23 protein-coding genes are annotated in these 25189 nt (G+C 38.8%); 3 read left to right on the top strand and 20 right to left on the bottom strand.

Annotated elements, in window-relative coordinates; all coding sequences use genetic code 11:
• Positions 1-57 precede the first annotated feature (57 nt).
• The 4 genes from ACFSBH_RS20780 to ACFSBH_RS20765 are packed head-to-tail and all read right to left on the bottom strand — an operon-like array spanning position 58 to position 5241.
• Complete coding sequence (locus ACFSBH_RS20780) at positions 58-1182, bottom strand: M20/M25/M40 family metallo-hydrolase (RefSeq protein WP_251510213.1); 1125 nt, start codon at positions 1180-1182, stop codon at positions 58-60.
• A gap of 27 nt (positions 1183-1209) precedes the next feature.
• Positions 1210-2769 carry an acyl-CoA carboxylase subunit beta gene (locus ACFSBH_RS20775; RefSeq protein WP_379599530.1) on the bottom strand — a complete coding sequence of 520 codons (1560 nt, stop codon included), beginning with the start codon at positions 2767-2769 and terminating at the stop codon, positions 1210-1212.
• Positions 2769-3590 (bottom strand): methylmalonyl-CoA epimerase, encoded by an 822-nt coding sequence (mce, locus tag ACFSBH_RS20770; RefSeq protein WP_379599528.1) that lies wholly within the window; start codon positions 3588-3590, stop codon positions 2769-2771. Before mce ends, ACFSBH_RS20775 begins: the two co-directional genes overlap by 1 nt.
• Before the next feature lie 13 nt (positions 3591-3603).
• Complete coding sequence (locus ACFSBH_RS20765) at positions 3604-5241, bottom strand: acyl-CoA mutase large subunit family protein (protein ID WP_379599526.1); 1638 nt, start codon at positions 5239-5241, stop codon at positions 3604-3606.
• 125 nt (positions 5242-5366) lie between these two features.
• Between ACFSBH_RS20765 and prli42 the strand changes: the two genes are divergently transcribed.
• Positions 5367-5492 (top strand): stressosome-associated protein Prli42, encoded by a 126-nt coding sequence (prli42, locus tag ACFSBH_RS20760; protein ID WP_251510209.1) that lies wholly within the window; start codon positions 5367-5369, stop codon positions 5490-5492.
• A 115-nt stretch (positions 5493-5607) separates the two neighbouring features.
• Here the strand turns inward: prli42 and ACFSBH_RS20755 are convergent, their stop codons facing one another.
• The 7 genes from ACFSBH_RS20755 to ACFSBH_RS20725 form a co-directional block, all read right to left on the bottom strand.
• The gene (locus tag ACFSBH_RS20755; RefSeq protein ID WP_285853477.1) at positions 5608-6039 is read right to left on the bottom strand and encodes a BrxA/BrxB family bacilliredoxin; all 432 of its coding nucleotides are present in this window, start codon (positions 6037-6039) and stop codon (positions 5608-5610) included.
• A gap of 111 nt (positions 6040-6150) precedes the next feature.
• The gene (locus ACFSBH_RS20750; RefSeq protein ID WP_251510208.1) at positions 6151-7422 is read right to left on the bottom strand and encodes a dihydrolipoamide acetyltransferase family protein; all 1272 of its coding nucleotides are present in this window, start codon (positions 7420-7422) and stop codon (positions 6151-6153) included.
• A gap of 22 nt (positions 7423-7444) precedes the next feature.
• The gene (locus ACFSBH_RS20745) at positions 7445-8428 is read right to left on the bottom strand and encodes an alpha-ketoacid dehydrogenase subunit beta (protein WP_379599523.1); all 984 of its coding nucleotides are present in this window, start codon (positions 8426-8428) and stop codon (positions 7445-7447) included.
• 15 nt (positions 8429-8443) lie between these two features.
• Entirely contained in the window at positions 8444-9436 is a 993-nt protein-coding gene (locus ACFSBH_RS20740) for a thiamine pyrophosphate-dependent dehydrogenase E1 component subunit alpha (RefSeq protein WP_251510205.1), read from the bottom strand.
• Positions 9437-9465: 29 nt separating this feature from the next.
• The gene (gene lpdA / locus ACFSBH_RS20735; RefSeq protein ID WP_251510204.1) at positions 9466-10887 is read right to left on the bottom strand and encodes a dihydrolipoyl dehydrogenase; all 1422 of its coding nucleotides are present in this window, start codon (positions 10885-10887) and stop codon (positions 9466-9468) included.
• A 35-nt stretch (positions 10888-10922) separates the two neighbouring features.
• Entirely contained in the window at positions 10923-12017 is a 1095-nt protein-coding gene (locus tag ACFSBH_RS20730) for a Leu/Phe/Val dehydrogenase (RefSeq protein ID WP_379599521.1), read from the bottom strand.
• 79 nt (positions 12018-12096) lie between these two features.
• A complete protein-coding gene (locus ACFSBH_RS20725; RefSeq protein ID WP_251510202.1) occupies positions 12097-14133 on the bottom strand; it encodes a sigma 54-interacting transcriptional regulator in 2037 nt (678 codons plus the stop codon).
• Positions 14134-14418: 285 nt separating this feature from the next.
• On the opposite strand from ACFSBH_RS20725, the gene ACFSBH_RS20720 reads away from it, so the two are divergent.
• Together ACFSBH_RS20720 and ACFSBH_RS20715 are read left to right on the top strand one after the other, a co-directional pair.
• A complete protein-coding gene (locus tag ACFSBH_RS20720) occupies positions 14419-14661 on the top strand; it encodes a DUF2627 domain-containing protein (RefSeq protein WP_379599518.1) in 243 nt (80 codons plus the stop codon).
• Between the two features lie 163 nt (positions 14662-14824).
• Positions 14825-16189, top strand: a complete 1365-nt coding sequence (locus tag ACFSBH_RS20715) for an aspartate kinase (protein ID WP_379599516.1) — start codon at positions 14825-14827, stop codon at positions 16187-16189.
• Positions 16190-16290: 101 nt separating this feature from the next.
• Here ACFSBH_RS20715 and spo0A read toward each other — a convergent pair whose 3' ends face one another.
• The 9 genes from spo0A to folD form a co-directional block, all read right to left on the bottom strand.
• A complete protein-coding gene (gene spo0A, locus ACFSBH_RS20710; RefSeq protein ID WP_251510193.1) occupies positions 16291-17067 on the bottom strand; it encodes a sporulation transcription factor Spo0A in 777 nt (258 codons plus the stop codon).
• Positions 17068-17268: 201 nt separating this feature from the next.
• Positions 17269-18471, bottom strand: coding sequence for a SpoIVB peptidase (spoIVB, locus tag ACFSBH_RS20705; protein WP_379599513.1), 1203 nt, complete (start codon positions 18469-18471; stop codon positions 17269-17271).
• A 223-nt stretch (positions 18472-18694) separates the two neighbouring features.
• Entirely contained in the window at positions 18695-20395 is a 1701-nt protein-coding gene (gene recN / locus ACFSBH_RS20700) for a DNA repair protein RecN (RefSeq protein WP_251510180.1), read from the bottom strand.
• Between the two features lie 26 nt (positions 20396-20421).
• Positions 20422-20871 (bottom strand): transcriptional regulator AhrC/ArgR, encoded by a 450-nt coding sequence (gene ahrC, locus ACFSBH_RS20695; protein WP_379599511.1) that lies wholly within the window; start codon positions 20869-20871, stop codon positions 20422-20424.
• Between the two features lie 19 nt (positions 20872-20890).
• Entirely contained in the window at positions 20891-21709 is an 819-nt protein-coding gene (locus tag ACFSBH_RS20690; RefSeq protein ID WP_251510176.1) for a TlyA family RNA methyltransferase, read from the bottom strand.
• A gap of 157 nt (positions 21710-21866) precedes the next feature.
• Positions 21867-22751 (bottom strand): polyprenyl synthetase family protein, encoded by an 885-nt coding sequence (locus tag ACFSBH_RS20685; protein WP_379599508.1) that lies wholly within the window; start codon positions 22749-22751, stop codon positions 21867-21869.
• 1 nt (position 22752) lies between these two features.
• Positions 22753-22989 carry an exodeoxyribonuclease VII small subunit gene (locus tag ACFSBH_RS20680; RefSeq protein WP_251510172.1) on the bottom strand — a complete coding sequence of 79 codons (237 nt, stop codon included), beginning with the start codon at positions 22987-22989 and terminating at the stop codon, positions 22753-22755.
• A complete protein-coding gene (xseA, locus tag ACFSBH_RS20675; protein ID WP_379599505.1) occupies positions 22973-24331 on the bottom strand; it encodes an exodeoxyribonuclease VII large subunit in 1359 nt (452 codons plus the stop codon). Before xseA ends, ACFSBH_RS20680 begins: the two co-directional genes overlap by 17 nt.
• Positions 24321-25181 carry a bifunctional methylenetetrahydrofolate dehydrogenase/methenyltetrahydrofolate cyclohydrolase FolD gene (gene folD, locus ACFSBH_RS20670; RefSeq protein WP_251510168.1) on the bottom strand — a complete coding sequence of 287 codons (861 nt, stop codon included), beginning with the start codon at positions 25179-25181 and terminating at the stop codon, positions 24321-24323. Before folD ends, xseA begins: the two co-directional genes overlap by 11 nt.
• Positions 25182-25189 lie beyond the last annotated feature (8 nt).

Here is a 25189-nt window from a genome sequence, read left to right as displayed (position 1 = left end):
TATCATAGAAAAAGCACCTTATAAGCCAGACTAAATGACTTATAAGGTGCTTGTATGTTAATTTGTCGATTCTTTTACAATTGCAGTGATCAATTCAGTGATTTTCACTAAGTCATGAATTGCAATTCTTTCGTCAGTGGTATGGATTTCCTCATAACCTACCGCTAGGTTTACAGTCGGAATACCAAAACCAGCGATTATGTTAGCGTCACTGCCCCCACCACTCTTAAGCAGCTTACTTTCTCTTCCAATCGCTTTTGCTGCTCTTCTAGCAACTTCTACTACTTGATCTCCACTCTTTTGTTTATATCCGGGATACATCAGTTTAATTTCCACTCTTGCTTCTCCGCCAAGCTCTTCAGCTGTTTTCTCAAAAGCCTCTTTCATGGCAGCTGTCTGTTTGTCTAATTTTTCCCGGCTCAATGAACGTGCTTCTGCAAGAATTTCCACATGATCTGCTACAATATTGGTTTGCTTCCCACCTTCAAACCTTCCAATATTCGCAGTTGTCTCTTCATCGATACGACCTAGATTCATCTTCGAGATAGCTTTTGCTGCAAGAGTGATTGCAGATACTCCCTTCTCCGGCTCCACACCTGCATGGGCGGTTTTTCCAATAATCGTTGCAAAAATCTTTGCTTGGTTTGGAGCTGCGACGATAATATCACCAACTTCACCGTTGCTATCAATAGCATAACCATAGGAAGCTTTTATTAAAGAAGGGTCCAATGCCTTTGCACCAACCAAACCTGATTCTTCACCAACGGTTATTATAAATTGAATATCACCGTGAGGAATCTCCTCTTCTTTTAGTAATCGAATCATTTCTAAAATAGCCGCTAATCCAGCCTTATCATCAGCACCTAAAATTGTTGTGCCATCAGACTTGATATATCCGTCTTCTATAACCGGTTTTATATTTTTTCCCGGGACAACAGTATCCATGTGAGATGTAAAATAAATCGGCTCAACATTTGGTAATGTCCCTCTTAATGTACAAATTAAATTCCCTGCACCATGGCCTGTTTTTTCGATACTATCATCTTCGATCACTTCGACGCCTAGTGCACTAAATTTCTGTTTTAAGACACGAGCAATCTCTTCCTCATGCTTTGTTTCTGAATCAACTTGTACTAGTTCTAAAAATTCCTCTACTAATCTGTCTTCATTTACTGTAATCATGATATAGCCTCCACTACTTTACCGTCCTTAAAGCGGAATATTCCCATGCTTTTTATGTGGACGTTCTTCCTGTTTATTTCGAAGCATCTCTAATGCTTGAATGAGCTTGATCCTTGTTTCCCTTGGATCGATCACATCATCTACCATACCTAATCCCGCAGCGACATATGGGTTGGCAAACTTCTCCCGGTAGTCATTTATCTTTTCTTGGCGCAACTTTTCAGGATGATCACTCTCGGCGATTTCTTTAGCATATATAATATTGACCGCTCCCTCTGGTCCCATTACAGCAATTTCAGCATTTGGCCAAGCATAGACTAAATCTGCCCCGATTGATTTACTGTTTAAAGCTACGTATGCTCCACCATAACCTTTTCTAGTTATAACTGTTATTTTCGGTACGGTTGCCTCTGAATATGCATAAAGTATTTTCGCTCCATGACGAATGATTCCACCGTGTTCTTGTTTTACACCAGGGAAAAATCCTGTCACATCTTCGAAAGTTATAATCGGTATATTAAAACAGTCGCAGAACCGAATGAATCTTGCTGCTTTGTCACTTGAATCAATATCAAGTCCTCCCGCCATATACTTAGGCTGGTTACAAACAAGTCCCACCGATTCTCCTTTGATTCGAGCAAAGCCAACGACGATATTTTTTGCGAAATCTGGATGAATCTCAAAGAAACTATCCTCATCGACTACATCTTCAATAACACTCTTTACATCATATGGCCTAACGGAATCAAAAGGAATTAAGTCTGTTAAATCTGGACGTAATTCTTCCTCGATTCCTTTTGTTTCATAAGATGAAGGCTTTGCCTTACTTTCAAAGTTAGGTGGAATATAAGACAACAATTTCTTAACAGCATCTAAAGCTTCTTCCTCTGTCGCTGCCTTCAAATGTGCATTTCCACTCTTTGAATTATGAATGTACGCTCCACCTAAGTCTTCTGAAGTGATTTTCTCCCCCGTTACAGCTTCGATTACTTTTGGTCCAGTTATGAACATTTGAGAAGTTTCTTCAACCATGATGACAAAGTCAGTAATAGCTGGTGAGTAAACTGCTCCTCCCGCACTAGGCCCCATAATGACAGAGATTTGTGGGATGACACCAGAATAAATGGAATTCCGATAGAAAACGTGACCGTATCCATCCAAGGAGGATACGCCTTCTTGAATACGTGCTCCTCCTGAATCATTTAGTCCAATAAAAGGTACCTTTGATTTTGCTGCGAGATCCATAACCGCTGCTATTTTTTTACCGTGCATCGCTCCAAGTGCTCCTCCGAACACGGTAAAATCTTGGGCAAACAAATAGACAGGACTGCCATTAATTGTAGCATAGCCCGTAACGACTCCCTCACCTTTTCCACCGGAGGTGCCGTTCATGCTGAAATCTGCAGTCTGTGTCTCGATGAATGGGTTCAGTTCTACAAAGCTGCCTTCGTCTACTAAATAGTCAATTCGCTCCCTTGCAGTCATTTTACCCTTGGCATGCTGCTTGGCTATTCTTTCATCCCCGCCGCCTAACTCCACTTGTCTTCGTTTATCATATAGCTCATTTATTTTATCATAGATGTCCATTATTCTTCACTTCCCTTAGCCTGCTGGCACAATTCGACTAACACGCCATGGGTTGATTTAGGATGAATGAATGCAATCTCACTTTGATGCGCACCTGATTTTGGTTCTTCGTTGATTAATTTGACCCCTTTATGTTTAAGTTGGGTGATTCTAGCATGTATGTCATCTACTTCAAAAGCAATATGATGGATACCTTCCCCTTTTTTATCTAAAAAACCTTGAATAGGAGAGCTTTCATGAAGGGCTTCCAACAATTCAATGCGAGTTTCGCCGACTTTTAAGAAAGCAATCTTAACACCTTCCGATTCAACCTCTTCAATTGATTCGACTACGAGACCTAGACCATCTGTGTAAAATGGTAATGCATCTTCAATTTTATGGACGGCGATTCCAATATGAGCAATTTTCTTTGGTGGTGTTGCCAATTCATCCGGCCGTAACAAGGCTTTAATGTATCTTGCCATTTCCTCTGTTGAAGAGCCACTCGTAAAAATTCTTTTAATTCCCTTCTCCAGCAAGAACGGGATATCTTCATTCGGGATGACTCCTCCTGCAATGACTGGGATATCCCCAGCATTACGTTTCTCCAGTTCTTCAATCACTTTAGGAAAAAGCGTGTTGTGTGCACCAGATAGGGAAGATAGACCAATGATATCCACGTCTTCTTGAATTGCTGCTGTTGCAATTTGCACTGGTGACTGGCGTAACCCGGTATAAATTACTTCCATTCCATGGTCGCGCATCGCTTGAGCAATTACTAAGGCTCCACGATCGTGCCCATCCAGCCCAGGCTTGGCGATTAATATCCTTATTTTCTCCATCAATCTTTCCCCCTTAAGATCCTGTATACTCACCAAACTCTTTTCTAAGCACATTGCAAATCTCACCAATAGATGCATAGTTTCGCACGGCTTCTAAAATATATGGAATAAGATTTGCGTTCGGGTCTTTTGCCTGATTTCGTAATTCTTGCAGATGTCTATTTACTTCTGATTGGTTACGTTCACTACGCACTTGTTCTAAATTTTCGATTTGTTCCTTTCCAAGTGCTTCATCCACTTTTAATAGTTCTGGGTTAAGCTCTTCTTCAAGTTTGAACTTATTTAGACCTACAATAATTTCTTCTCCATTTTCAATTCGTTTCTGGGTCTCATAGGCATTTTGATGAATTTCACGTTGCATATATCCTTCTTCAATCGCTTGAACAGCTCCACCATACTCTTGGATTCGCTCAATATATTTCATCACTTGCTCTTCAATTTCATCAGTTAACGCCTCGACATAATATGAGCCACCAAGTGGGTCTACCGTGTCCGCTACACCACTTTCATGGGCAATGATTTGTTGTGTGCGGAGTGCAATCCTTGCTGAATCTTCCGTCGGTAACGCCAGCGCTTCATCTCGTGAATTTGTATGCAGACTTTGTGTACCTCCCAACACTGCAGCAAGAGCTTGCATTGTTACCCGCACAATATTATTATCAGGTTGCTGAGCGGTAAGTGTCGAGCCTCCAGTCTGTGTATGAAAACGGAGCTTCCAGCTTTTTGGATCTTTGGCGTTGTAACGCTCTTTCATAATCTTTGCCCAAATTCTTCTTGCTGCTCGGAACTTTGCAATTTCTTCAAAGAAGTTGTTATGTGCGTTAAAGAAAAAAGCTAATCGAGGAGCAAAGGAATCAACATCTAAACCTGACTCCATAGCAGCTTCTACATAAGCCATTCCATTAGCCAGTGTAAAAGCAACTTCCTGTACAGCATTAGATCCTGCCTCGCGAATATGGTAGCCAGATATACTGATCGTATTAAATTTAGGTAAGTTCTTCTGGCAATATTCAAATATATTTGTAATCAGTCGCATGGAAGGTTTTGGAGGGAAAATATAAGTGCCTCTCGCAATATACTCTTTTAGAATATCATTTTGAATGGTACCAGTTAATTTTTCCGAAGGTACTCCCTGCTTTTCCCCTACAGCTATATACATGCATAATAAAACAGCTGCCGGGGCGTTGATTGTCATGGATGTACTTACCTTATCGAGCGGAATTTCGTCTAACAATCTCTCCATATCCGCCAATGTATCAATTGCTACTCCAACCTTACCTACTTCCCCTTCACTCATCACATCATCAGAATCATAACCTATTTGAGTAGGAAGATCGAAAGCAACGGATAGACCTGTCTGCCCCTGGTCTAGTAAGTAACGAAAACGATTATTTGTTTCAGTTGCCGAACCAAATCCTGCATATTGACGCATCGTCCACAACCGACTGCGATACATTGTTGGTTGGATTCCACGTAAATAAGGAAACTCACCAGGAAATCCTAGTTCATAATTTTCTTCCTCCGTTCCGTATAATCTTTCTACCGGGATTGTTGAGGATGTGTGAAAGTTTTCTTTACGTTCAGGAAAGCGCTTTAATGTTTTTTCAACTTGAGCTTCCCACTTTGCTTTTTCATTTGCAGGCTTTTCCATAATTTCATTCCCCCTATATCCAACAATTGAGTGATAAACTTATTTCAAAGGGATTTCTACTTGTCCAATGTGTAAATTCACGTTAAAATACATACAGTAGCATTCTCGTTAAGGAGGTCCGTAAGATGTCGAAACAATCATATGCAAAAAGAAAGTCAAAACGTGAGCGCAGAACAAAGTTAATTATTTATATTATGATTGCACTAATGCTTTTATCAACTCTGACTGCCGGCCTAGCTTTCTTTATCTAATAACCTGTTCACTTAAATTCCTAATCAAGATATTGTGTCATCTAACTAAAACCAACTACATTTATGTAAGCAAAAAGGAGACTGACGAAATGATGTCAGTCTCTATTGGTGTGGTTTAAACTTCGTTGCAGTGTTCGTCATATAGCTTTTGAAGCTTATTGGTCACATCAATAGCATTATATCCTTCGATATCATGACGCTCTAACATCGTGACAATCTTTCCGTCCTTCATCAATGCAAAGGATGGAGACGATGGCGGAAATCCTTCAAAATATTCTCTTGCTCTCTCTGTTGCTTCCCGATCCTGACCAGCGAACACAGTCACTAAATGATCTGGGCGTTTATCATAATGTATGGAGTTAGCTGCTGCTGGACGAGCGATACCTCCAGCACATCCACATGTGGAATTAATCATAACTAAGGTTGTACCATCTCGCTTAAGAGCCTCATCAACCTCTTCAGGTGTTTTTAATTCCTCGTAGCCGGCTTCAGTTATATCTTTACGAGCGGCATCTACTATGTCATTCATAAATAGGTTGAAATCCATCGTTATCTCTCCCTTCTAGGATACTGATAAATAATTAAATTACATAAATCAGCTTATCAATTAATGTTGTTTATTTCAATTCAAACAACTCAGGCATCTTGCGCTATCTTCCTAATAAATAGAAGTAGTCTCTTCATTTGTTTGTTGAAGAATCTCTTTCAATCGGTTCAAGAACCTTCCGCAAATTAATCCATCCAAAATTCTATGATCTAAAGATAAACAAAGATTAACCATATCTCTTGCTGCAAACATATCATTGATGATAACCGGACGCTTCACTATTGATTCCACCTGTAATATCGCAGCTTGTGGGTGGTTGATGATCCCCATCGATTGGACAGAACCGAATGTACCGGTATTATTTAGAGTGAATGTACCTCCACTCATGTCCTCTGATGTTAATTTACCACTTCTCGCTTTAATAGCTAATTCATTAATCTCACGGGCAATTCCTTTTATCGATTTTTCGTCAGCATGTTTGATTACTGGAACAAATAATTCTTGTTCATTTGCTACAGCAATGGAAATATTGATGTCTTTACGCTGGATAATCTTATCCCCGGCCCATGTGCTATTAAGCTGCGGAAATTCTTTCAACGCTTGAGCGACCGCCTTTACGAAGAACGCAAAATAAGTCAGATTATAACCTTCTTGTGCTTTAAATTCTGTTTTTAGGGAGTTACGTAAGCGAACTAAATCAGTAACATCTACTTCTATAGTCATCCAAGCATGGGGAATTTCTGTGGTAGAAGTGACCATTTTCTGTGCAATAGCCTTCCGGACACCAGTTACAGGAATTTCAACATCTCCTGCTTTAGTTGTATTCTCATCACTCTTGATTGTTTGCTTCGGTTGCACTTGCTGTTGAGATGCTGATTCTTGTTCCCGAACCACTTGTTCTTCTTTCTGCGTTGGAATCTCGCCACTTGCAATTATTTTCTCGATATCTTTTCTTGTAATTCGGCCACCTCTTCCAGTTCCGTTGACAAGATTCAAATCGATATCATTTTCTTGCGCTAATCTTAATACCGCAGGTGAATATCTTTTTTTCATCGATTGATCTTCATCCGCTTCCTTTGTGTCTTCCGTCGTTTTACCATTAGGTTCATTACTGGTGCTCGAAGTGATTTCACTTTCGCCACCTTCGATTTCAATATGACAAATCACTTCTCCGACAGCTAGAGTTTCTCCTTCTTCAGCTGTCAATTCCTTGATGGTGCCTGAAAAGGAAGAGGGCACCTCAGCATTCACTTTATCTGTCATTACTTCGGCAATTGGATCGTATTTACTAATCTTGTCTCCAGGTTTAACGAGCCAAGTTGTAATCGTTCCCTCTGTTACACTTTCTCCAAGTTGGGGCATTGTAATTTTCTCTAAAGCCATTATTTTTTAACCTCCTTCTGCATTAAAATTCAGCTAAGTCACGACATGCCTTTTCGACTTTGTCAGGATTGATCATGAAGAATTTTTCCATTGGTGGAGAATATGGCATTGCAGGGACATCAGGTCCAGCAAGGCGCATAACGGGTGCGTCCAGATCGAACAGACAATTCTCAGCAATTATCGCTGCCACTTCTCCTATAATACTACCTTCTTTGTTATCTTCAGTTACAAGCAATACTTTACCCGTTTTCTTTGCTGCTTCAATAATTGCTTCTTGATCAAGCGGATAGACTGTACGAAGGTCAAGGATATGAGTATCGATTCCATCCTCCGCCAGCTTTTCAGCTGCTTGCAGTGCAAAGTGTACCCCTAAACCATAAGTAATGACCGTAATATCATCACCTTCTCTTTTCACATCAGCTTTTCCGATCGGTAGTACATAATCTTCGTCTGGAACTTCTCCCTTAATAAGTCTATAAGCACGTTTATGTTCGAAAAACAGTACAGGATCATTATCGCGAATTGCAGCTTTCAATAATCCTTTGACATCATAAGGGGTGGACGGCATAACAATTTTCAAACCAGGCTGATTGGCGAATACTGCTTCTACTGACTGTGAGTGGTATAAAGCGCCATGCACTCCTCCACCATAAGGTGCTCGGATTGTGATTGGAGCGTTCCAGTCATTATTGGATCTATACCGGATTTTTGCAGCTTCCGAGATAATTTGATTTACCGCCGGCATAATGAAATCTGCAAATTGCATCTCAGCTACCGGGCGCATTCCATACATTGCTGCACCGATTCCAACCCCGGCTATCGCAGACTCTGATAATGGTGTATCAAGGACTCGATCTCCTCCAAATTCTTCGTATAATCCGTCTGTAGCTTTGAAAACCCCACCTTTTTTACCAACATCTTCACCTAAAATAAATACCTTTTCATCGCGTTGCATTTCTTCTCGTAAAGCAGTGGTTACCGCCTGTATATAAGACATGACTGCCATGACAGTTTCTCCCTCCTATTCCTCGTAAACAAAACGTAAAGCATGTTCCGGTGCAGCATATGGCGCTTCTTCCGCATATTCCGTTGCCTCATTAACCAGTTCTTTAACTTCGGCATGTATCTTTTCATCTAGTTCTTCTGTCAGTACACCCACCTCTTTTAAGTAATTAGAGAAAGTGAGTACACAATCATGCTTTTTCGCTTCTTCAATTTCTTCTTTTTCACGGTACGTACGGTCATCATCATCACTGGAGTGAGCAGTTAGACGATAGGTAACCGCCTCGATCAATGATGGTCCCTCACCATTTATAGCCCGTTCCCTTGCGTCTTTTACCGCTTCATAAACTGCAATCGGATCATTACCATCAACTGTTATACCGTGCATTCCATAACTACTCGCACGAATCGATATATTTTCACTCGCAACTTGCCTGTCAAATGGAACAGAAATGGCATATTTATTATTCTCAACCATCGTAATTACAGGTAGCTTATGAACACCAGCAAAGTTTAACCCTTCATGGAAGTCTCCTTGGTTTGATGACCCTTCACCTAAAGTGACAAAGGAAACAAAATCTTGTTTCTCCATCTTTCCAGCTAAAGCGACCCCTACTGCATGAGGTAACTGGGTTGTAACTGGAGATGAGCCTGTTAGGATCCTGTTTTTCTTCTGACCAAAGTGTCCTGGCATTTGTCTTCCGCCGGAGTTTGGATCCTCTGCTTTTGCGAAAGCAGATAACATCAAGTCTTTAGGAGTCATGCCAAAAGCTAATACTACTCCAAGATCACGGTAATAAGGTGCTGTCCAATCCTTTTGTCTATCAAGAGCAAATGCTGCTCCTACCTGTGCCGCTTCTTGACCTTGACAGGAAATTACGAAAGGAATCTTACCAGAACGATTTAATAACCACATGCGTTCATCGATTTTCCTTGCAAGCAACATCGTTTTGTACATCTCTAAAACTTGTTCCTCGCTTAAGCCAATTTTCTCATGACGTTTATTACCCATTATCGGTTCACTCCTTCTATCTTCAATCATCAACCATGAATCTGTTTTCCATCAACAGCTAATGCGGCTTCCCCTATCGCTTCAGATAGCGTAGGATGAGGATGGATTGTCCCTGCAATTTCCCACGGGGTTGCATCGAGCATTTTTGCTAACCCAGCTTCTGATATCATATCAGTAACATGTGGCCCAATCATATGGACTCCAAGTACATCCTCTGTATTCTTATCTGCTATTATCTTCACAAATCCAGCCGATTCACCGTAAACCAGTGCCTTACCGACAGCTTGAAATGGGAATTTACCCACTTTAATATCGAAACCTCGTTCTTTTGCTTCCGCTTCTGTTAATCCCACACTGGCTGCTTCAGGGTTGGAATAAATGCAACTTGATACAGCTTCGTAATCAATGGGCATCGGTTGTTGATTAGCGATATGCTCCACAGCATGGATACCTTCATGGGAAGCAACATGGGCTAGTTGCATACCTCCTATAACATCACCAATCGCATAGATATGTGATTCTTTTGTTTGAAAATGTTGATTCGTTTTTATAAACCCATTTTCCAGCTGAATATCCGTATTATTCAATCCAATGTTCTCCACATTAGCTGCACGTCCAACAGAAACTAGGATTTTATCAGCTGTAAAGGAAGTTGGTTCACCTTTAACTTCCGCTTTAATCGTCACACCATTCTCTATTTGTAAGGTATCACCGAGTACATTTGCTTCCTTTACAAATTTTATTCCTTTTTTCTTAAGTAAGCGTTCCATTTCTCTTGAAATTGCGTGGTCCTCAGTCGGTAAGATTTGTTTCCCATACTCTATTACGGTCACTTCAACACCAAAGTCCCTCAACATCGAGGCCCATTCAATTCCGATAACACCACCGCCAACGATTATGATGGATTCCGGCAAAGCCTCCATTTGCAGTGCTTCATCAGAAGACATCACGTACTCTCCATCAATATCTAGCCCTGGAAGACTTCTAGGATGTGAACCTGTCGCGACAATGACATTTTTAGGTGTTAAAATTGTATTCTCGTCTCCATTTTCGTACTCAACCGATATCGTTCCAGGCATTGGAGAGAATATACTGGGTCCAAGAATTCTTCCGAAACCATGATAGACATCGATCTTTCCTTTCTTCATTAGACTCTGGACACCTTTGTGCAGATTTTCCACTATAGTATTTTTTCTCTCTTGTACTTTTAAGAAGTCCAGTCGAGTATCCTTCGTCTCAATCCCAAAAGTTGCTGCCTCTAGAGTTTGGCGATAAACCTCAGCGCTCCGAAGCAACGCTTTTGATGGTATACATCCTCGATGAAGACAAGTACCACCGAGCTTTCCATTTTCAACTATTGCTGTCTTTAATCCAAGTTGAGAAGCACGAATAGCCGCGACATAACCGCCAGTACCTCCCCCTAGTATGACTAAATCATAATCTTCTGCCATGTAGAACCGCTCCTTTCGCATTAGCAAGCATTTTACTATCTATTTAAAATATGGCGTTCATTTGTTAAAAACTGACTCCGGGATTGACGTTTTGCATTGATTCTTTCTTCCGCCATTCGATCTGCTGCAACATAAGTAGGTACATTATCTCTTTTAGAAATTTCATATACTCGCTCAAGATTGGAATAAATGATTCCTACCTTTTTCAATGCTCTTTCTTTGTTATACCCAGCGAGCTCATCAGCGACATTAATTACTCCCCCGGCATTGATTACATAATCTGGAGCATAAATGATCCCCATCTCATGCAAGGCATCACCATGTCTATCCTCAGCCAATTGATTATTCGCTGAGCCAGCGATGACTTTCGCTTTAAATTGAGGAAGTGTCTCATCATTAATAATTGCTCCTAATGCACATGGAGCAAATATATCACAATCTACCCCATAAATTTCATTCGGACCGACTGCTTTAGCCCCAAAGTTCTCAACTGCACGCTTCACTGAGTCCTCGTTAATATCTGTTACAATCAATTCTGCGCCTTCGTTGTGGAGATATTCGCATAATGCATAAGCTACGTTTCCAACCCCTTGAACGGCTATAATTTTACCTTCAAGTGAATCACTTCCGAACGCTTCTTTAGCAGTCGCTTTCATCCCTTGGTAGACTCCATAAGCAGTCACTGGTGATGGATTTCCGGCTGCTCCTGGTGTATTCGGGGAAATGCCTGTAACATACTCCGTTTCTAAATGAATAAGATCCATATCCTCAGTTGTAGTACCGACATCCTCAGCCGTAATATAACGACCACCCAATCCTTGAATATAACGGCCAAATGCCCGGAACATTTCAGGATTCTTATCTTTTCTTGGATCACCTATAATAACAGTTTTTCCTCCACCTAAATCTAATCCGGCAGCGGCATTTTTATATGTCATACCTTTTGCCAACCGTAATGCATCTTCAATTGCTGCTTCTTCTGAATCATACGTCCACATTCTTGTTCCACCTAAAGCAGGACCTAAAGTTGTATCATGAATTGCAATAATTGCCTTGAGACCAGATGCCTTATCTTGACATAAAATCAATTGTTCATAATCGTATTTACCCATGACGTTAAAGATTTCCATTTTGATTCCTCCATGTTTTAATTTATTGGTAAAACATTTAAACGGCTGAATGTAAGCGCTTTACTATTTTTAGATAACATTATTCAAGCTGATACTTCTCTATTTTATAATAAAGATTTCGAATGGATATATCCAATGCCTGTGCGGTTTTTGTTTTGTTGAAACCATTACTCTTATATACTTTGTTAATATAATCCCTTTCAAACGTTTCGACTGCTTCAGATAATGATTCCCATTCTGGAAAAAGTAGATTGGATTGCTTTTCATCTTCCGAGTTCTGCTCTAGTTTTGGTAAGTGATCTTTCGTAATCACTTCTTCCTGATTATCCATAAAAATCATCGCTCTACCTAATATATTTTCAAGCTCTCTCACATTTCCTGGCCAGTGGTATTGTTCCAACAAATCAACTGCTTCTTCACTAATACTTTTGACGTTTCTCCCGTAATCACTGTTCAGTTTTTGAATGAGATGATACGATAATTCCGGAATATCAGATTTCCTCTCGCTTAGTGATGGTATAAATATCGGCAAGCGATTTAACCGATAGTACAGATCCTCCCTGAAAGTACGATTATGAATCGCTCTTTCTAAATTCAGGTTAGTTGCTGTAATTATTCTCACATCTACCGGAATTGGTTCCCTGCCGCCTACACGGATGATTTCTTTTTCTTCCAATACACGTAATATCTTTGATTGCATATTTAAGGAAAGTTCCCCGATTTCATCTAGGAATACACTGCCTTTGTGAGCTTCTTCAAACGCACCGATTTTCGTTTCTTGTTCCGTGGTTGATTCCAGACCAAATAATTCGATTTCGAGCAGTCTCTCATTTATGGCAGCACAATTAACCCGTATAAATTTATTATGTTTACGAATGCTTTCATTATGGATGGCGTGGGCAAACAATTCCTTACCAGTGCCGGAATCACCTCTAAGTAATACAGTGGCTGGTGTTCTCGCACCGACTTTTGCTTGTTCCAGGGCAAGTTGCAACTCAGGAGAAGATCCGATAATATCGCCAAAAGTATACTTGGCCTCAAGGCTTCTAATAAGTTGCTTTGCTAGCTTGAGTTCTTTTGTCAATGCTTGGATTTCTGAAACATCATGAAGTACCCCAACACTTCCACGAATTTTACCTTTTACTATAATAGGTGCAATATTCACAATAACATCTTTTTTATACTGACCGACTTTCATCCGGACTCCGCGGTAGGCTTTGCCTGTTTGCAATACCTTCATATGCATGCTCTCCCCTTCGTGGATATCCACGGTGGCAGGTTTCCCAATGACCTCTGCCTCAGTTAAACCTGTTATCCTTGTATATGCAGGGTTGATCATGATGCCGTTACCTTTTTCGTCCACTACACTAATTGCTTCATCCGATGATTTTATGATTGCCTCAAGCATATTCTTTACTTCTATCAAGTCGGTATTTTCTTCTGCGAGTTTGACGACTTCCGTAATATCCTTAAATAATGTAAAGGCACCAACCAATTCACCTCGCTCACTAATAAGTGGGATTCTTGTGGAGATAATCTGTTTACCGTTATCCAGCGTAAACTTTTTATTAATTTCTTTTTCCCGACTTTTAAGCACTTGTGGTAAACGTGAATTTTTTATTACATCTTGGATAGGGGTACCTATAAAGTCATTCTTAGGGATACCGACTATTTCAGCGGCCTTCTCATTCACAAATCGAATAATTTCTTGATTGTCTATTACGATCATTCCATCACGAATGTGATTGAGAATCAACTCTTGATTGTCACTTTGTAGTTTAATTTGCTCGAGTAATGCACCTTTCTCTTCAACAAGTTCCGATATGATGTAGGCTACTGCTCCTGGAACTACGACTGTCTTGTCTTTTCTTGAACGTATCATTTCTTCCAGTACAGTATTATCCCCAGTAGCTTCAATCATAATATCGATGTCATGATCCAGCCATTCTTTCCATTCAGTTCCTGTATTGATATGTAATTTCTTAGCTAAAGCTAAACCTGGAGCTGTTTCATTATGATCGACTACTGCTACAATTTGCATACTCGCAGTGGATTGGATGATTTTTATTAAGGCTGTGCCTCCCCTACCAGCACCGACAATCAACACTTTTTTCATCGCCTCACCACCTTTGCATTATATTGCATACCTATATGATACTTTAACATGAATTAATTAGCAATGTTAAATTGATTGTGATAATTACTGCATAGTATACTTCACGCTTCTCAGAAGGCTAATAAAAAGACCTTGGAATGCGAAGTGTATCAAAAAATCTAAGTAGTAATCTATGTTCATTATGTATTTTCAACGAACAAATGACGATTTAATACCGAATTAATGTTTATTTTGTTATACTTTATTATAAGATGTATTTTACAAGTGAACTAAAGGGGAATTTACATGGTTAGAAATTTGGCGATTATTATACTTTTGATTCCTGGGGTTATTGCCGCAATTGGAATTAAACTGATGCGTGATACATTATTCAATGACTTTTATACAATTTTTGTGTATTCATGGATACAATTTTCTGTCGGGTTATTACTCTTTATAGCGGGAGTTGGATTCCTTGGAGGGTTTATCATCTTTCGGGACAGGAAAAGGAATATTAAAGTTAAAAAGGGTAATTCGATTGACGCTTAAAATCAATACTTTCGTTTAAAATGTTCCAAATTACATTAACTCTTCTCTCTCATAAGAAGAGTTTTTTATTTTGCAAACTTTTTTGTTCATTTTCGTCATTTTTTGACTTTTTTATGGTATGATTATTAGAAAATTATATTTTATTGTGTCAGGGGGAGAATGAATGAAGGTCGCAAAATTTGGCGGCAGTTCAATGGCCAGTGCTAACCAGTTAATTAAAGTTGCAAATATTGTAAAGGATGATGCGAGCCGCAAATTTATCGTTGTGTCTGCTCCAGGAAAACGATACAAAGAAGACACTAAAATGACCGACTTGCTAATCGATCTTGGAAAAGCATACATCAATCAATTACCATACGAACATCAACTGAACATCATCATGGAACGTTTAACCGAGATTGTAACTGAGCTCGACCTCCCACGTGATTTATTGGAAGAGTTTGCAGTATCTTTAAAAGAGGTTCAAAAACTACATCCAAATAAAGAAAGTTTGATGGATGCTGTAAAAGCAATCGGTGAAGACAGCTCAGCAAAAATGCTCAGCGCATACTTAAATAAGATAGGTATACACGCTTCTTATGTGAATCCTAAAGAAGCGGGATTAATTCTAAGTGATGAACCAGGAAATGCACAGATATTACCGGAAAGCTTCGATAAAATACGGGAATTAAAGGAACGCGAAGGAGTATTGGTAATTCCAGGTTTCTTCGGCTACACGAAAGAAGGGAAACTTGTAACATTCTCACGTGGCGGCTCAGATATAACAGGATCAATAGTTGCAGCTGGAGTGAATGCTGAGCTATATGAGAATTTTACGGACGTTGACTCTGTCTATTCTGTCAATCCTGCTTTTGTTCCTAATCCGAAAAAAATTACAAAGCTTACCTATAGGGAAATGCGTGAACTTTCCTATGCAGGGTTTTCCGTATTTCATGATGAAGCATTGATCCCAGCATATCACGCGAAGATCCCGGTAGCGATTAAAAACACAAATAATCCTACCGCTGAAGGAACGTTAATTGTTGCTGAAAGAGATTTAAACGGGCAAGTAGTTACAGGAATTGCAAGTGATACAGGTTTCTGCAATCTATTCGTAAGTAAATATTTGATGAACCGTGAAATTGGGTTCGGACGTAAACTGTTAAATATCTTTGAAGATGAAGGCGTATCTTTTGAGCATGCTCCTTCAGGTATTGATAATATGTCAGTTATATTCCGAGAAAGAAACTTGCCTCGGGAAAAAGAACATGTCATCATTGAACGTATCAAGAATGAACTACATCCGGATACAGTTAGTATTTCAAGAGGAATTGCAATTATCATGGTTGTAGGAGAAGGACTTGTTAATTCAATCGGGGTTGCCAACCAGGCTACAGAAGCTTTCACTAAAGCAAAAGTTAATATCGACATGATTAACCAAGGTTCATCTGAAGTATCGATGATGTTCGGCATTCAAGCATCGGATCTAGAATGTGCAATCCGTTCATTATATCAATCCTATTTTGTTGAAAAATCAGTCGTAAAATAATATAACGTTATCTTTAAATTACTGTATTCGATTCAGAATACCTAATTTATTTGTACAAATAAAATACCAACGAATAGACTTTCCATTCGTTGGTATTTTTATCAGCTGACTTGATGTTCCAATCGCAATCTGTCGGCAACCATAGCGATAAACTCCGAATTGGTTGGTTTTGCTTTTGAAATATTAATTGTATAACCGAATAAAGCCGAAATAGAGTCAATATTCCCTCTATTCCAAGCGACTTCTATAGCATGCCGTATAGCCCGTTCCACTCTAGACGCAGTAGTATTGAACTTTTTGGCGATTTGTGGATAAAGAGTCTTTGTAATGGACCCCAATAGTTCAATATCATTATAAACCATGGTTATCGCTTCACGTAAATACATATATCCTTTAATATGAGCCGGTACCCCTATTTCGTGTATTATATTCGTAATATTTGCTTCAAGATTATGTGTTTTCGTCACTTTTTTCTGCTTTGGTACTTTTGTTTTAAATTCTGTATTAGTGTTGATTGTGCGAATTCGGTCTGCAAGATGATCCAAATCAAATGGCTTTAAGATAAAGTAGGACGCACCGAATTCTACGGCTTTTTTCATTACTTCCTCTTGCCCAAAAGCTGTCAACATGATGACTTGAGGTGTTTTAGTCAATTCCATGGACTTTAATTGATTTAATACTGCAATACCATCAATATGAGGCATAATAATATCTAAAATAAGTATATCTGGTTCCAAAACTTCTAACATCTCTAAACATTCTTTTCCATTAGAAGCGGTTCCAATTACTTCAATATCCTCTTGTTCATCAAAATATTCTTCCATTAATGACACCAACTCTGGGTTATCATCGACTAAACATACCGATATACGCTCCACTCTATGAATCCTCCTTATTATTTCCTTTTCTTTTTACATATTCTACAAAAGAATGAATTATCCTTCTTTATTTTAAAAGAATTTGTAAATTTAAATATTTCACTATATTCTCGTCAATTTTCTTTTTGATTCGATAATATTCGACAAGAAAAACAAAAAACTTGTAACAGAGTCTCGTCTGTTACAAGTTCGACAAAGGATTCAACTAGCCTGAGCCATCGTTTCTGTTTTCTCTTCTATATTAATTCCTGCATCTTGGAGCATCCATTCAATATGGACACCGTATCCAGATGTCGGGTCATTTACAAACACATGGGTGACCGCGCCAACTATTTTTCCGTCTTGGATAATAGGACTTCCACTCATCCCTTGTACAATGCCTCCTGTACTCTCCATAAGTTTCGGATCCGTGATTTTTATTACCATTCCTTTAATATCTGGCTTTTTCTGGGGTACAGAGCTTACAATTTCAATATCAAATTCTTCGACTTTTTCATCATCAACAACTGTTAGTATTTTGGCTGGTCCTTCTTTTACTTCATGTGCACGAGTGATGGGTAGTGGTTCATCGTACTTACCGTTCTTAATACCTTTATCCAGTACACCAAAAATCCCATGTGGAGTGTTTTTTATAATACTCCCCAATATGTTTCTATCTGCTGAAAATCTTGCATGTTTTTCGCCCGGGGTTCCTTGGTCTCCCTTTTCTATATCAACAACCGAGGAACGAACAATTGTACCTCTTACCATATCAATTGGCTTTCTCGTATCCATATCTGAAATCACATGTCCCAATGCTCCATATCGTTTACTATCTGGATCATAAAACGTCATCGTTCCAATTCCTGCTGCAGAATCTCTAATATAGAGCCCTATCTTATATTCATTGTCACGTTTATCTAGAACGGGTTGCAAAGATGTTTCATGTAGTTTGTTCCCTCTTCGTAACTTGATTTTTAAAGGTTCATTTTGTTTACCAGCTTTATTCACGAGCGTTTTGATTTCATTCATCTCTCTAATTGGATTGCCGTTTATTTCAACAATCATGTCACCTATCATTACTTTTGCATCTTGTCCTGGAGATAGTACCCCCTGTTTACCTTGAATAGAATGATGACCGACAACTAATACCCCCATTGTTTCTAATTGAACACCGATTGACTGTCCTCCAGGAATGATACGAATCTCTTCACGATTAATCGGTTCAAAATTGGATGACTGTTCGTCCTTTGTAGCCACATCAACAGGTTGTACATTTGAAAAAGCCGTTTCATCACGTTCTATTACAGGTGCCGTACTTTCTTCCGCTCCAACCGGGTTAATAAATGTAGAAGTCAGAAGGAATATAAAGCTGATGAATAGCGAGTAGGTTAATCTTATCCATTGTTTAGTTGGTTCTTCCATAATCTTAAACACTCCTCGTATCTCACCCATACCAAATTATTTCTTTGTACCTGTAATTTGACCTGATGGACTTGTTTTTAAACTGGTGATTCATAAGCGAACTGCTTAAGTTTACCTTGAATAATCCTCGAGTTCATGAATAAGCTATCTGGCATAAGAAAAAAATAATACCAAAAGAAAAAAGCCAGTGATGTTATTTTCTGGCTTAATCTCGATAATATTCCTATTGATTTTTCTTTTTAAATGCATTTGCAAGTTCGAGCATTTCTTTGGCATGTTCTTTAGCGGTTTCAGTCAATTTAGTACCTGTAATCATGCGACTTAGTTCTTCCATTTGCTGTTCTACACTTAACTCGGTGACTGTTGTAGATGTCCGGTCATCTCTTTCATGCTTTTGAATTAATTTGTGAGTGTCTGCCATGGCCGCGACTTGTGGTAAATGCGTAATGCATAATACTTGAGAAGCCTTAGAAATTTCGTATATCTTCTCTGCAATTGCTTGTGCAACGCGACCACTGACTCCGGTATCAACTTCATCAAAAATTACACTCGTCACTCCTTGATGCTTAGCAAAGATTTTTTTCAACACAAGCATAATGCGGGAAAGTTCACCGCCCGATGCTACTTTTGTCAAATCCTTTAATGGTTCGCCGGGGTTAGTGGATATCATAAATCGAATGTTATCAAACCCTTCACTGTGAAGCTTTGGATTTTCGAGATCACTATCGAAACTAATTTCAAACTTGGCTTTTTCCAAATACAGACTTTTCAATTCATTTTGTATCTCAACCGTTAAAGCCTCAGCAGCCTTCTTTCGTAAATCGTGAAGCTGTTTCGCTTCAAGGATTGCATCCTGCTCGACTTCTTCAATTTCTTCAACCAATGCTGTCAAATGGACATCTTTATTTGTAATCTGCTCAAGTTCTTCTTCAATTTTTGCAGTATAAGTAATCATTTCATTAACTGTAGGACCGTATTTCCTTTTCAGTCGAGTAATTTCATTTAATCTGGATTCTATTTCATTAAGGCGTTCTGGATTATACTGTAAATTATCAATATAATTGCGAAAATCGAAAACAAGTGTTTCAAGGGAATAATAATGATTAGCAATTTCCTCCGCTTTTTCATTGATGAACGGATCAATATTCTCATGCTCATCTAAAGCAATCATCGCTTGATTCAGCCACTCCAAACCTTTACCTTCCCCATATAGTGCATTATAGGCATCCTGCAAAGCGGAATAGACTTTCTCAAAATTAGCAAGTGAGTTTCTTTCTCTCTCTAGAATTTCATCTTCATCCGGCGTTAGATTCGCTTCCTCAAGTTCTTTCAACTGAAACTCCAGCAAATCTTGTCGGTGAGCAGTTTCTTGCTCATTTTCATTCAACTGTTTATATCGTTGTTTTAATCGTTGGAGTTTTTCATATAAATAGGTATACTCATCCTTCGCCTGTTTGATGTTGTGGAAATCATACAAATCTAATAGTTGAATATGATTATCTCCGTCCATCAATGATTGGGTTTCGTGCTGACTATGTATGTCAATAAGCGTTTTACCGAATTCCCTTAATATGGCAAGCGTAACTAATTTACCGTTTACTCTACAAATACTTTTTCCGCTCTTTGTAATCGTTCGTTCTAAAACGACTTGCTCATCAGATATTTCTATTCCAAACTGCTTTCCAATATCATATATAGGGTGCGATTCGGATTCGATTGTAAATAACCCTTCAATCTCAGCTTTATTTGACTTATGACGAACGTAATCTACGGAACCTCTTCCTCCAGCAAGCAACTGGATCGCATCAATTATAATTGATTTACCTGCACCCGTTTCCCCCGATAGAACCGTTAATCCTTCATTAAACGTTATTGAGATTTCATCGATAATAGCAAAATTTTGTATGGATAATTCCGTTAGCATGTTCGTTCACCTCTTTTTCTTCGACGTTAGAGCATACTAATAAAGCGGTTTTTAATCTCTTCCGCGTCTTTTTCCTTTCTGCAAATAATTAAGCAGGTATCATCACCGCAGATGGTTCCCATGATTTCTTCCCAGTCTAAATTATCAATGAGTACACCAATTGCATTCGCATTTCCTGGAAGAGTTTTCAGGATGATGAAATGACTCGCATTGTCAATATTAACAAACGCATCAATCATGAGTCTTTTAAGCTTTTCTTCCGGATTAAACTTCAAATCTGCCGGCAGACTGTATTTATATTTACCCGTTAATGTTGGAACTTTAACTAAATGTAATTCCTTAATATCTCTTGAAACAGTTGCTTGAGTCACATTATAACCAAGTGCTTTCAATTCATCGACAAGATCATCTTGAGTTTCAATTTCATGTTCATTAATCAATTCCCGTATTTTTATATGACGTTGGATTTTACTCATTTATCTGACCACCATTCCTTCATTCTTTATCCAACAAACGGTGATGGGCGCTATTGGCTAAACTTTTCAAATCAAAAGTACGTTCATTCACTTTCATCCCAGGCTGATATTTGAAATGCGCCAAGAACTCAATATTTCCCTGGGTACCTTTTATTGGAGAATACGTGATACCATGCAACAGAAAATCTTCGCTTTCAGCAAAACCAATTATTCTTTCCAGGACTTCTAAATGAACTTCAGGGTCCCTCACTATGCCGCCTTCACCGACTTGCTCCTTTTTCGCTTCAAACTGAGGTTTAATAAGTGCAACCACATCATTTTCTTGGGTTAAAAGCTCTCTCAACACAGGTAATATGAGCCGTAAAGAAATAAATGAAACGTCGATGCAAGCAAAGTTTGGATCACCATACTTTAGCATTTCCTTTGTTACATAACGGAAATTCGTACGTTCCATTACAATAACCCGTTCATCTTTCCGTAATGACCAATCCAATTGATTATACCCCACATCAATGGCATAACTCAGCTTTGCCCCGTTTTGAAGGGCACAATCTGTAAATCCTCCAGTGGATGAGCCGATATCCAAAACAATTCTTTCTTTAAGATCAAGTTGGAATTCTTCTATCGCCTTTTCCAACTTCAATCCTCCGCGGCTTACATATGATTTTTCCTTTTGTTTTATCCGGAGTGGCTGTGACTCATCCACCTTTATTCCAGGCTTGTCGAGTCTTTCTTGATTCGAAAAAACCAAACCAGCCATAATTAATCTTCTGGCTCTATCTATGTCATCTACTAATTTTCGCTCCAATAATAATTCGTCTAATCGCTTTTTAGCCATATACCTATCCCTTATCCTATATTCATCATTTAATATTAATAAGCTATTCTGATTTATTATACATGAATTCTTGTCCCTGCGAAAACAAATACAATTCCGTTAGTTAGATGAAGCAGGAAAAAAGCCGCTCATCTTGATTGAACGGCTGAATTTTAGATTAATGATTACGAGTACTTATATAATCGACTAAAGCACCTAAAAGCGAATCAGTTACACCAGCTAATTGCAATTCACTTTTTGCTTTGTTTACATACTTCTCTTTTTGTTGAATTGCTCCATCAAGACCGAGGAGTTTCGGGTAAGTACTTTTTTCATTACCTTCATCACTGCCAACCGGCTTGCCAATTTCCTCTTGTGTTCCTGTAATATCCAAAATGTCATCCTGTACTTGGAAAATTAATCCTAAGTAATATGCATAATTCGTTAAATGAACTAATTGTTCATCTGTCGCTTTTCCTAAATAAGCTCCGGCATATACAGCATATTTTAATAATTCCCCTGTCTTAAGATCATGAATTTTTTCAAGTTGTTCCAAAGAGACGGTATTTTTTTCAGCTTCCATATCAAGAATCTGTCCACCGACCATTCCCAATGGACCGCTGGCCTGAGAAAGTCTCTTCACCAATTCAACTTTTTCTCTATCTGATAAAAGAGGATCTGCTGCAATCAATTCAAAACTGTGGGTAAGTAATGCATCCCCTGCCAAAATAGCTGTAGCTTCATCAAACTTCTTATGATTTGTCAATTGACCACGGCGATAATCGTCATCGTCCATCGCTGGTAAATCATCGTGGATTAAGGAATATGTATGAATCATTTCTAAAGCGATTGCGGAAGACATTGTTTTCTCAATATTTTGGTCAAAAGCCTCGTAACTTGCTATCAATAAAATTGGTCTTATCCGTTTACCGCCCGCTTGCAAGGAATAGAACATGGAAGCTTTGAGCTGTTCAGGAATAGACAATACAGATAAACGCTTCTGTATTTCATTCTCTAATAACAATTTATAATCCTTTAAATAATTGTCTAATTGAAGTTGCATCCTAGTTTTCCTCCTCCACTTCGAAAGTGGTGACTTCCCCATGCTCATTTAAGATTTTCGCCATTTTTTCTTGAACATTGTTGATTTTATCACTGCATAATTTGGATAGGATCATACCATCTTGGTAGTATTCAATTGCTTTTTCTAGTGGAACATCTCCTGTTTCCAATTTATCAACGATTTTTTCCAACTGTTCCATTGCCTCTTCAAAGGAAAGTTCTTCATATTTCTTCGTCATCTGGATTCTCCTTTATTTTTAGCACTTCCGCTTTTATCTTTCCATCCGTAAGTTTAATGCTGATGGTATCCTTTTCCCTCACTTGACCTACGGATTTTATGAGCTCTCCTTCTTGATTATAAGGTAAAGCAAAACCCCGTTTCATGATCTCTAATGGATTCACAAGGCTCAATTTATCGATCAGACTTCTTAACTCACGGTTATTTCCATCTACAATCCGCTTCATATAACGTTCGTTTTTATCCTTGAGTTCAAATAATTTCTTGGCAGCCTGTGTAACCTGTTCTTTTGGATGCTGCATATTAAGTCTTCTTAACAGTGATTCAAAGATTAAAGTTTTATTTTGTATTCCATTCTGGAATGTTCGGCCTAATACTTCTATCCTCTGATCTAACTGCTGTTCTTTCTGTCTGAGTAGTTCCTTTGGATAACGGAAAGCATAGGAATTTGTCAGGTTTTGGATATGTTTGGTTTCCGTCTCTATTAATCGCTTCATTTCTATATTCATTCTTTGCGTAAGCTGTATAGTCGTTTGTTTCAATTCATCCTTAGAAGGTACGGCGAGTTCTGCCGCTCCTGTCGGAGTAGGTGCACGTAGGTCTGCTACAAAATCACTGATTGTTGTATCCGTTTCATGCCCGACTGCAGAAATGACCGGTATTCTGGAATTAAAAATAGCATCTGCAACGTTCTCTTCATTAAAGCTCCATAGTTCTTCAATAGAACCACCGCCACGGCCGACGATCAAAGTATCAAACCCACCTATTCGATTCGCCGTCTCAATTCCGTTTCTTATAGACACAGCAGCTGAAGCTCCTTGAACTTGAACCGGAATAACCACTACTTCAACCAAAGGGAATCGTCTATGTATCGTTGTAATGATGTCTCTAACTGCTGCACCAGTCGGTGAAGTGATAACACCTATCCGCTTAGGGAAAAGCGGGATTGGCTTCTTGCGTTCAGCAGAAAAATAACCTCGCTGTTCCAATTTGTTTTTCAGTTGTTCGTAAGCTAGATAAAGTGCACCGATTCCATCAGGTTCCATTTCATATATATACAATTGATATTGGCCGCTTGCCTCATAAACACTAACATTACCCCGAATTAAAACGTTCATCCCATTCTCTGGGTAAAACTTTAAGCTTCGATTGTTACCAGCAAACATCACTGCCTGAATGCGTGTTTCCTGGTCTTTTATCGTCATGTACATATGACCACGGCTATGATGTTTAAAATTAGAAATTTCTCCCCTCAACCAGACTTCCTGTAAATGCCTGTCGAGGTCAAGCTTGCGTTTGATGTATCTTGTCAATGCAGTGACTGTTAAGTATTTATCCTTCAATACCAGTCAATCCTTTTGCAGCTTTTATCGTATTCGATAATAACATTGTGATTGTCATCGGACCAACTCCGCCAGGAACAGGTGTGATAAATCCTGCTTTATCCTTGCAACCTTCAAAGTCAACATCACCAGTCAATTTTCCTTCCACGGTCCGATTGATGCCTACATCGATGATAACTGCCCCTTCTTTTATATCTTCGGATTTAATATAGTTTTCCCTTCCAATCGCAACTACAAGAATATCTGCTTTTTGAGTAAATTCCCGCATATTTTTTGTTCTTGAGTGACAATAAGTGACTGTTGCATTTTCATTTAACAACAATTGTCCTACAGGCTTTCCTACTATATTGCTTCTGCCGATGACAACAGCATGTTTTCCTTCTATTTCAATACCTTTTGACTTGATCATCTCAATGATTCCATAAGGAGTACACGGTAAGAAACTATCTTCACCAGTCATCATTTTTCCAATATTGATAGGATGGAAGCCATCTACATCTTTTTTAGGATCGATTCGATCAATGACTTTTTGTTCATCAATTTGTTCAGGTAACGGAAGCTGGACAAGTATTCCGTGAACGGAAGAATCTTGATTTAATTGATCGAGCAAGGATAAAAGTTCTTGTTCAGAAGTTTCAACTGGTAATCTGATTAAATCAGAATCCATTCCAACTTCTGCCGCTGCTTTTTCTTTTCCTTTTACGTAAGACAGAGATGCGGGATTATCCCCTACTAAGACAACTACTAATTTCGGTACCAGATTTTTTTCTTTCAATTGTAGAATCTCTTGAGATAAATTGCGTTTAATTTGAGCAGATAATTCTTTTCCACTTATAATATCAGCAGTCATTTTCCATT

Origin of the sequence: Oceanobacillus luteolus (assembly GCF_042678205.1) — a bacterium.
Lineage (GTDB): Bacteria > Bacillota > Bacilli > Bacillales > Amphibacillaceae > Oceanobacillus > Oceanobacillus luteolus.
This window is presented reverse-complemented; position numbering and strand designations above follow the sequence as displayed.

Excerpts from the sequence above, each read along its gene's own strand:
- ACFSBH_RS20780 (WP_251510213.1), bottom strand. The coding sequence starts at position 1,182 with ATGATTACAGTAAATGAAGACAGATTAGTAGAGGAATTTTTAGAACTA.
- ACFSBH_RS20775 (WP_379599530.1), bottom strand. The coding sequence starts at position 2,769 with ATGGACATCTATGATAAAATAAATGAGCTATATGATAAACGAAGACAA.
- mce (WP_379599528.1), bottom strand. The coding sequence starts at position 3,590 with ATGGAGAAAATAAGGATATTAATCGCCAAGCCTGGGCTGGATGGGCAC.
- ACFSBH_RS20765 (WP_379599526.1), bottom strand. The coding sequence starts at position 5,241 with ATGGAAAAGCCTGCAAATGAAAAAGCAAAGTGGGAAGCTCAAGTTGAA.
- prli42 (WP_251510209.1), top strand. The coding sequence starts at position 5,367 with ATGTCGAAACAATCATATGCAAAAAGAAAGTCAAAACGTGAGCGCAGA.
- ACFSBH_RS20755 (WP_285853477.1), bottom strand. The coding sequence starts at position 6,039 with ATGGATTTCAACCTATTTATGAATGACATAGTAGATGCCGCTCGTAAA.
- ACFSBH_RS20750 (WP_251510208.1), bottom strand. The coding sequence starts at position 7,422 with ATGGCTTTAGAGAAAATTACAATGCCCCAACTTGGAGAAAGTGTAACA.
- ACFSBH_RS20745 (WP_379599523.1), bottom strand. The coding sequence starts at position 8,428 with ATGGCAGTCATGTCTTATATACAGGCGGTAACCACTGCTTTACGAGAA.
- ACFSBH_RS20740 (WP_251510205.1), bottom strand. The coding sequence starts at position 9,436 with ATGGGTAATAAACGTCATGAGAAAATTGGCTTAAGCGAGGAACAAGTT.
- lpdA (WP_251510204.1), bottom strand. The coding sequence starts at position 10,887 with ATGGCAGAAGATTATGATTTAGTCATACTAGGGGGAGGTACTGGCGGT.
- ACFSBH_RS20730 (WP_379599521.1), bottom strand. The coding sequence starts at position 12,017 with ATGGAAATCTTTAACGTCATGGGTAAATACGATTATGAACAATTGATT.
- ACFSBH_RS20725 (WP_251510202.1), bottom strand. The coding sequence starts at position 14,133 with ATGAAAAAAGTGTTGATTGTCGGTGCTGGTAGGGGAGGCACAGCCTTA.
- ACFSBH_RS20720 (WP_379599518.1), top strand. The coding sequence starts at position 14,419 with ATGGTTAGAAATTTGGCGATTATTATACTTTTGATTCCTGGGGTTATT.
- ACFSBH_RS20715 (WP_379599516.1), top strand. The coding sequence starts at position 14,825 with ATGAAGGTCGCAAAATTTGGCGGCAGTTCAATGGCCAGTGCTAACCAG.
- spoIVB (WP_379599513.1), bottom strand. The coding sequence starts at position 18,471 with ATGGAAGAACCAACTAAACAATGGATAAGATTAACCTACTCGCTATTC.
- recN (WP_251510180.1), bottom strand. The coding sequence starts at position 20,395 with ATGCTAACGGAATTATCCATACAAAATTTTGCTATTATCGATGAAATC.
- ahrC (WP_379599511.1), bottom strand. The coding sequence starts at position 20,871 with ATGAGTAAAATCCAACGTCATATAAAAATACGGGAATTGATTAATGAA.
- ACFSBH_RS20690 (WP_251510176.1), bottom strand. The coding sequence starts at position 21,709 with ATGGCTAAAAAGCGATTAGACGAATTATTATTGGAGCGAAAATTAGTA.
- ACFSBH_RS20685 (WP_379599508.1), bottom strand. The coding sequence starts at position 22,751 with ATGCAACTTCAATTAGACAATTATTTAAAGGATTATAAATTGTTATTA.
- ACFSBH_RS20680 (WP_251510172.1), bottom strand. The coding sequence starts at position 22,989 with ATGACGAAGAAATATGAAGAACTTTCCTTTGAAGAGGCAATGGAACAG.
- folD (WP_251510168.1), bottom strand. The coding sequence starts at position 25,181 with ATGACTGCTGATATTATAAGTGGAAAAGAATTATCTGCTCAAATTAAA.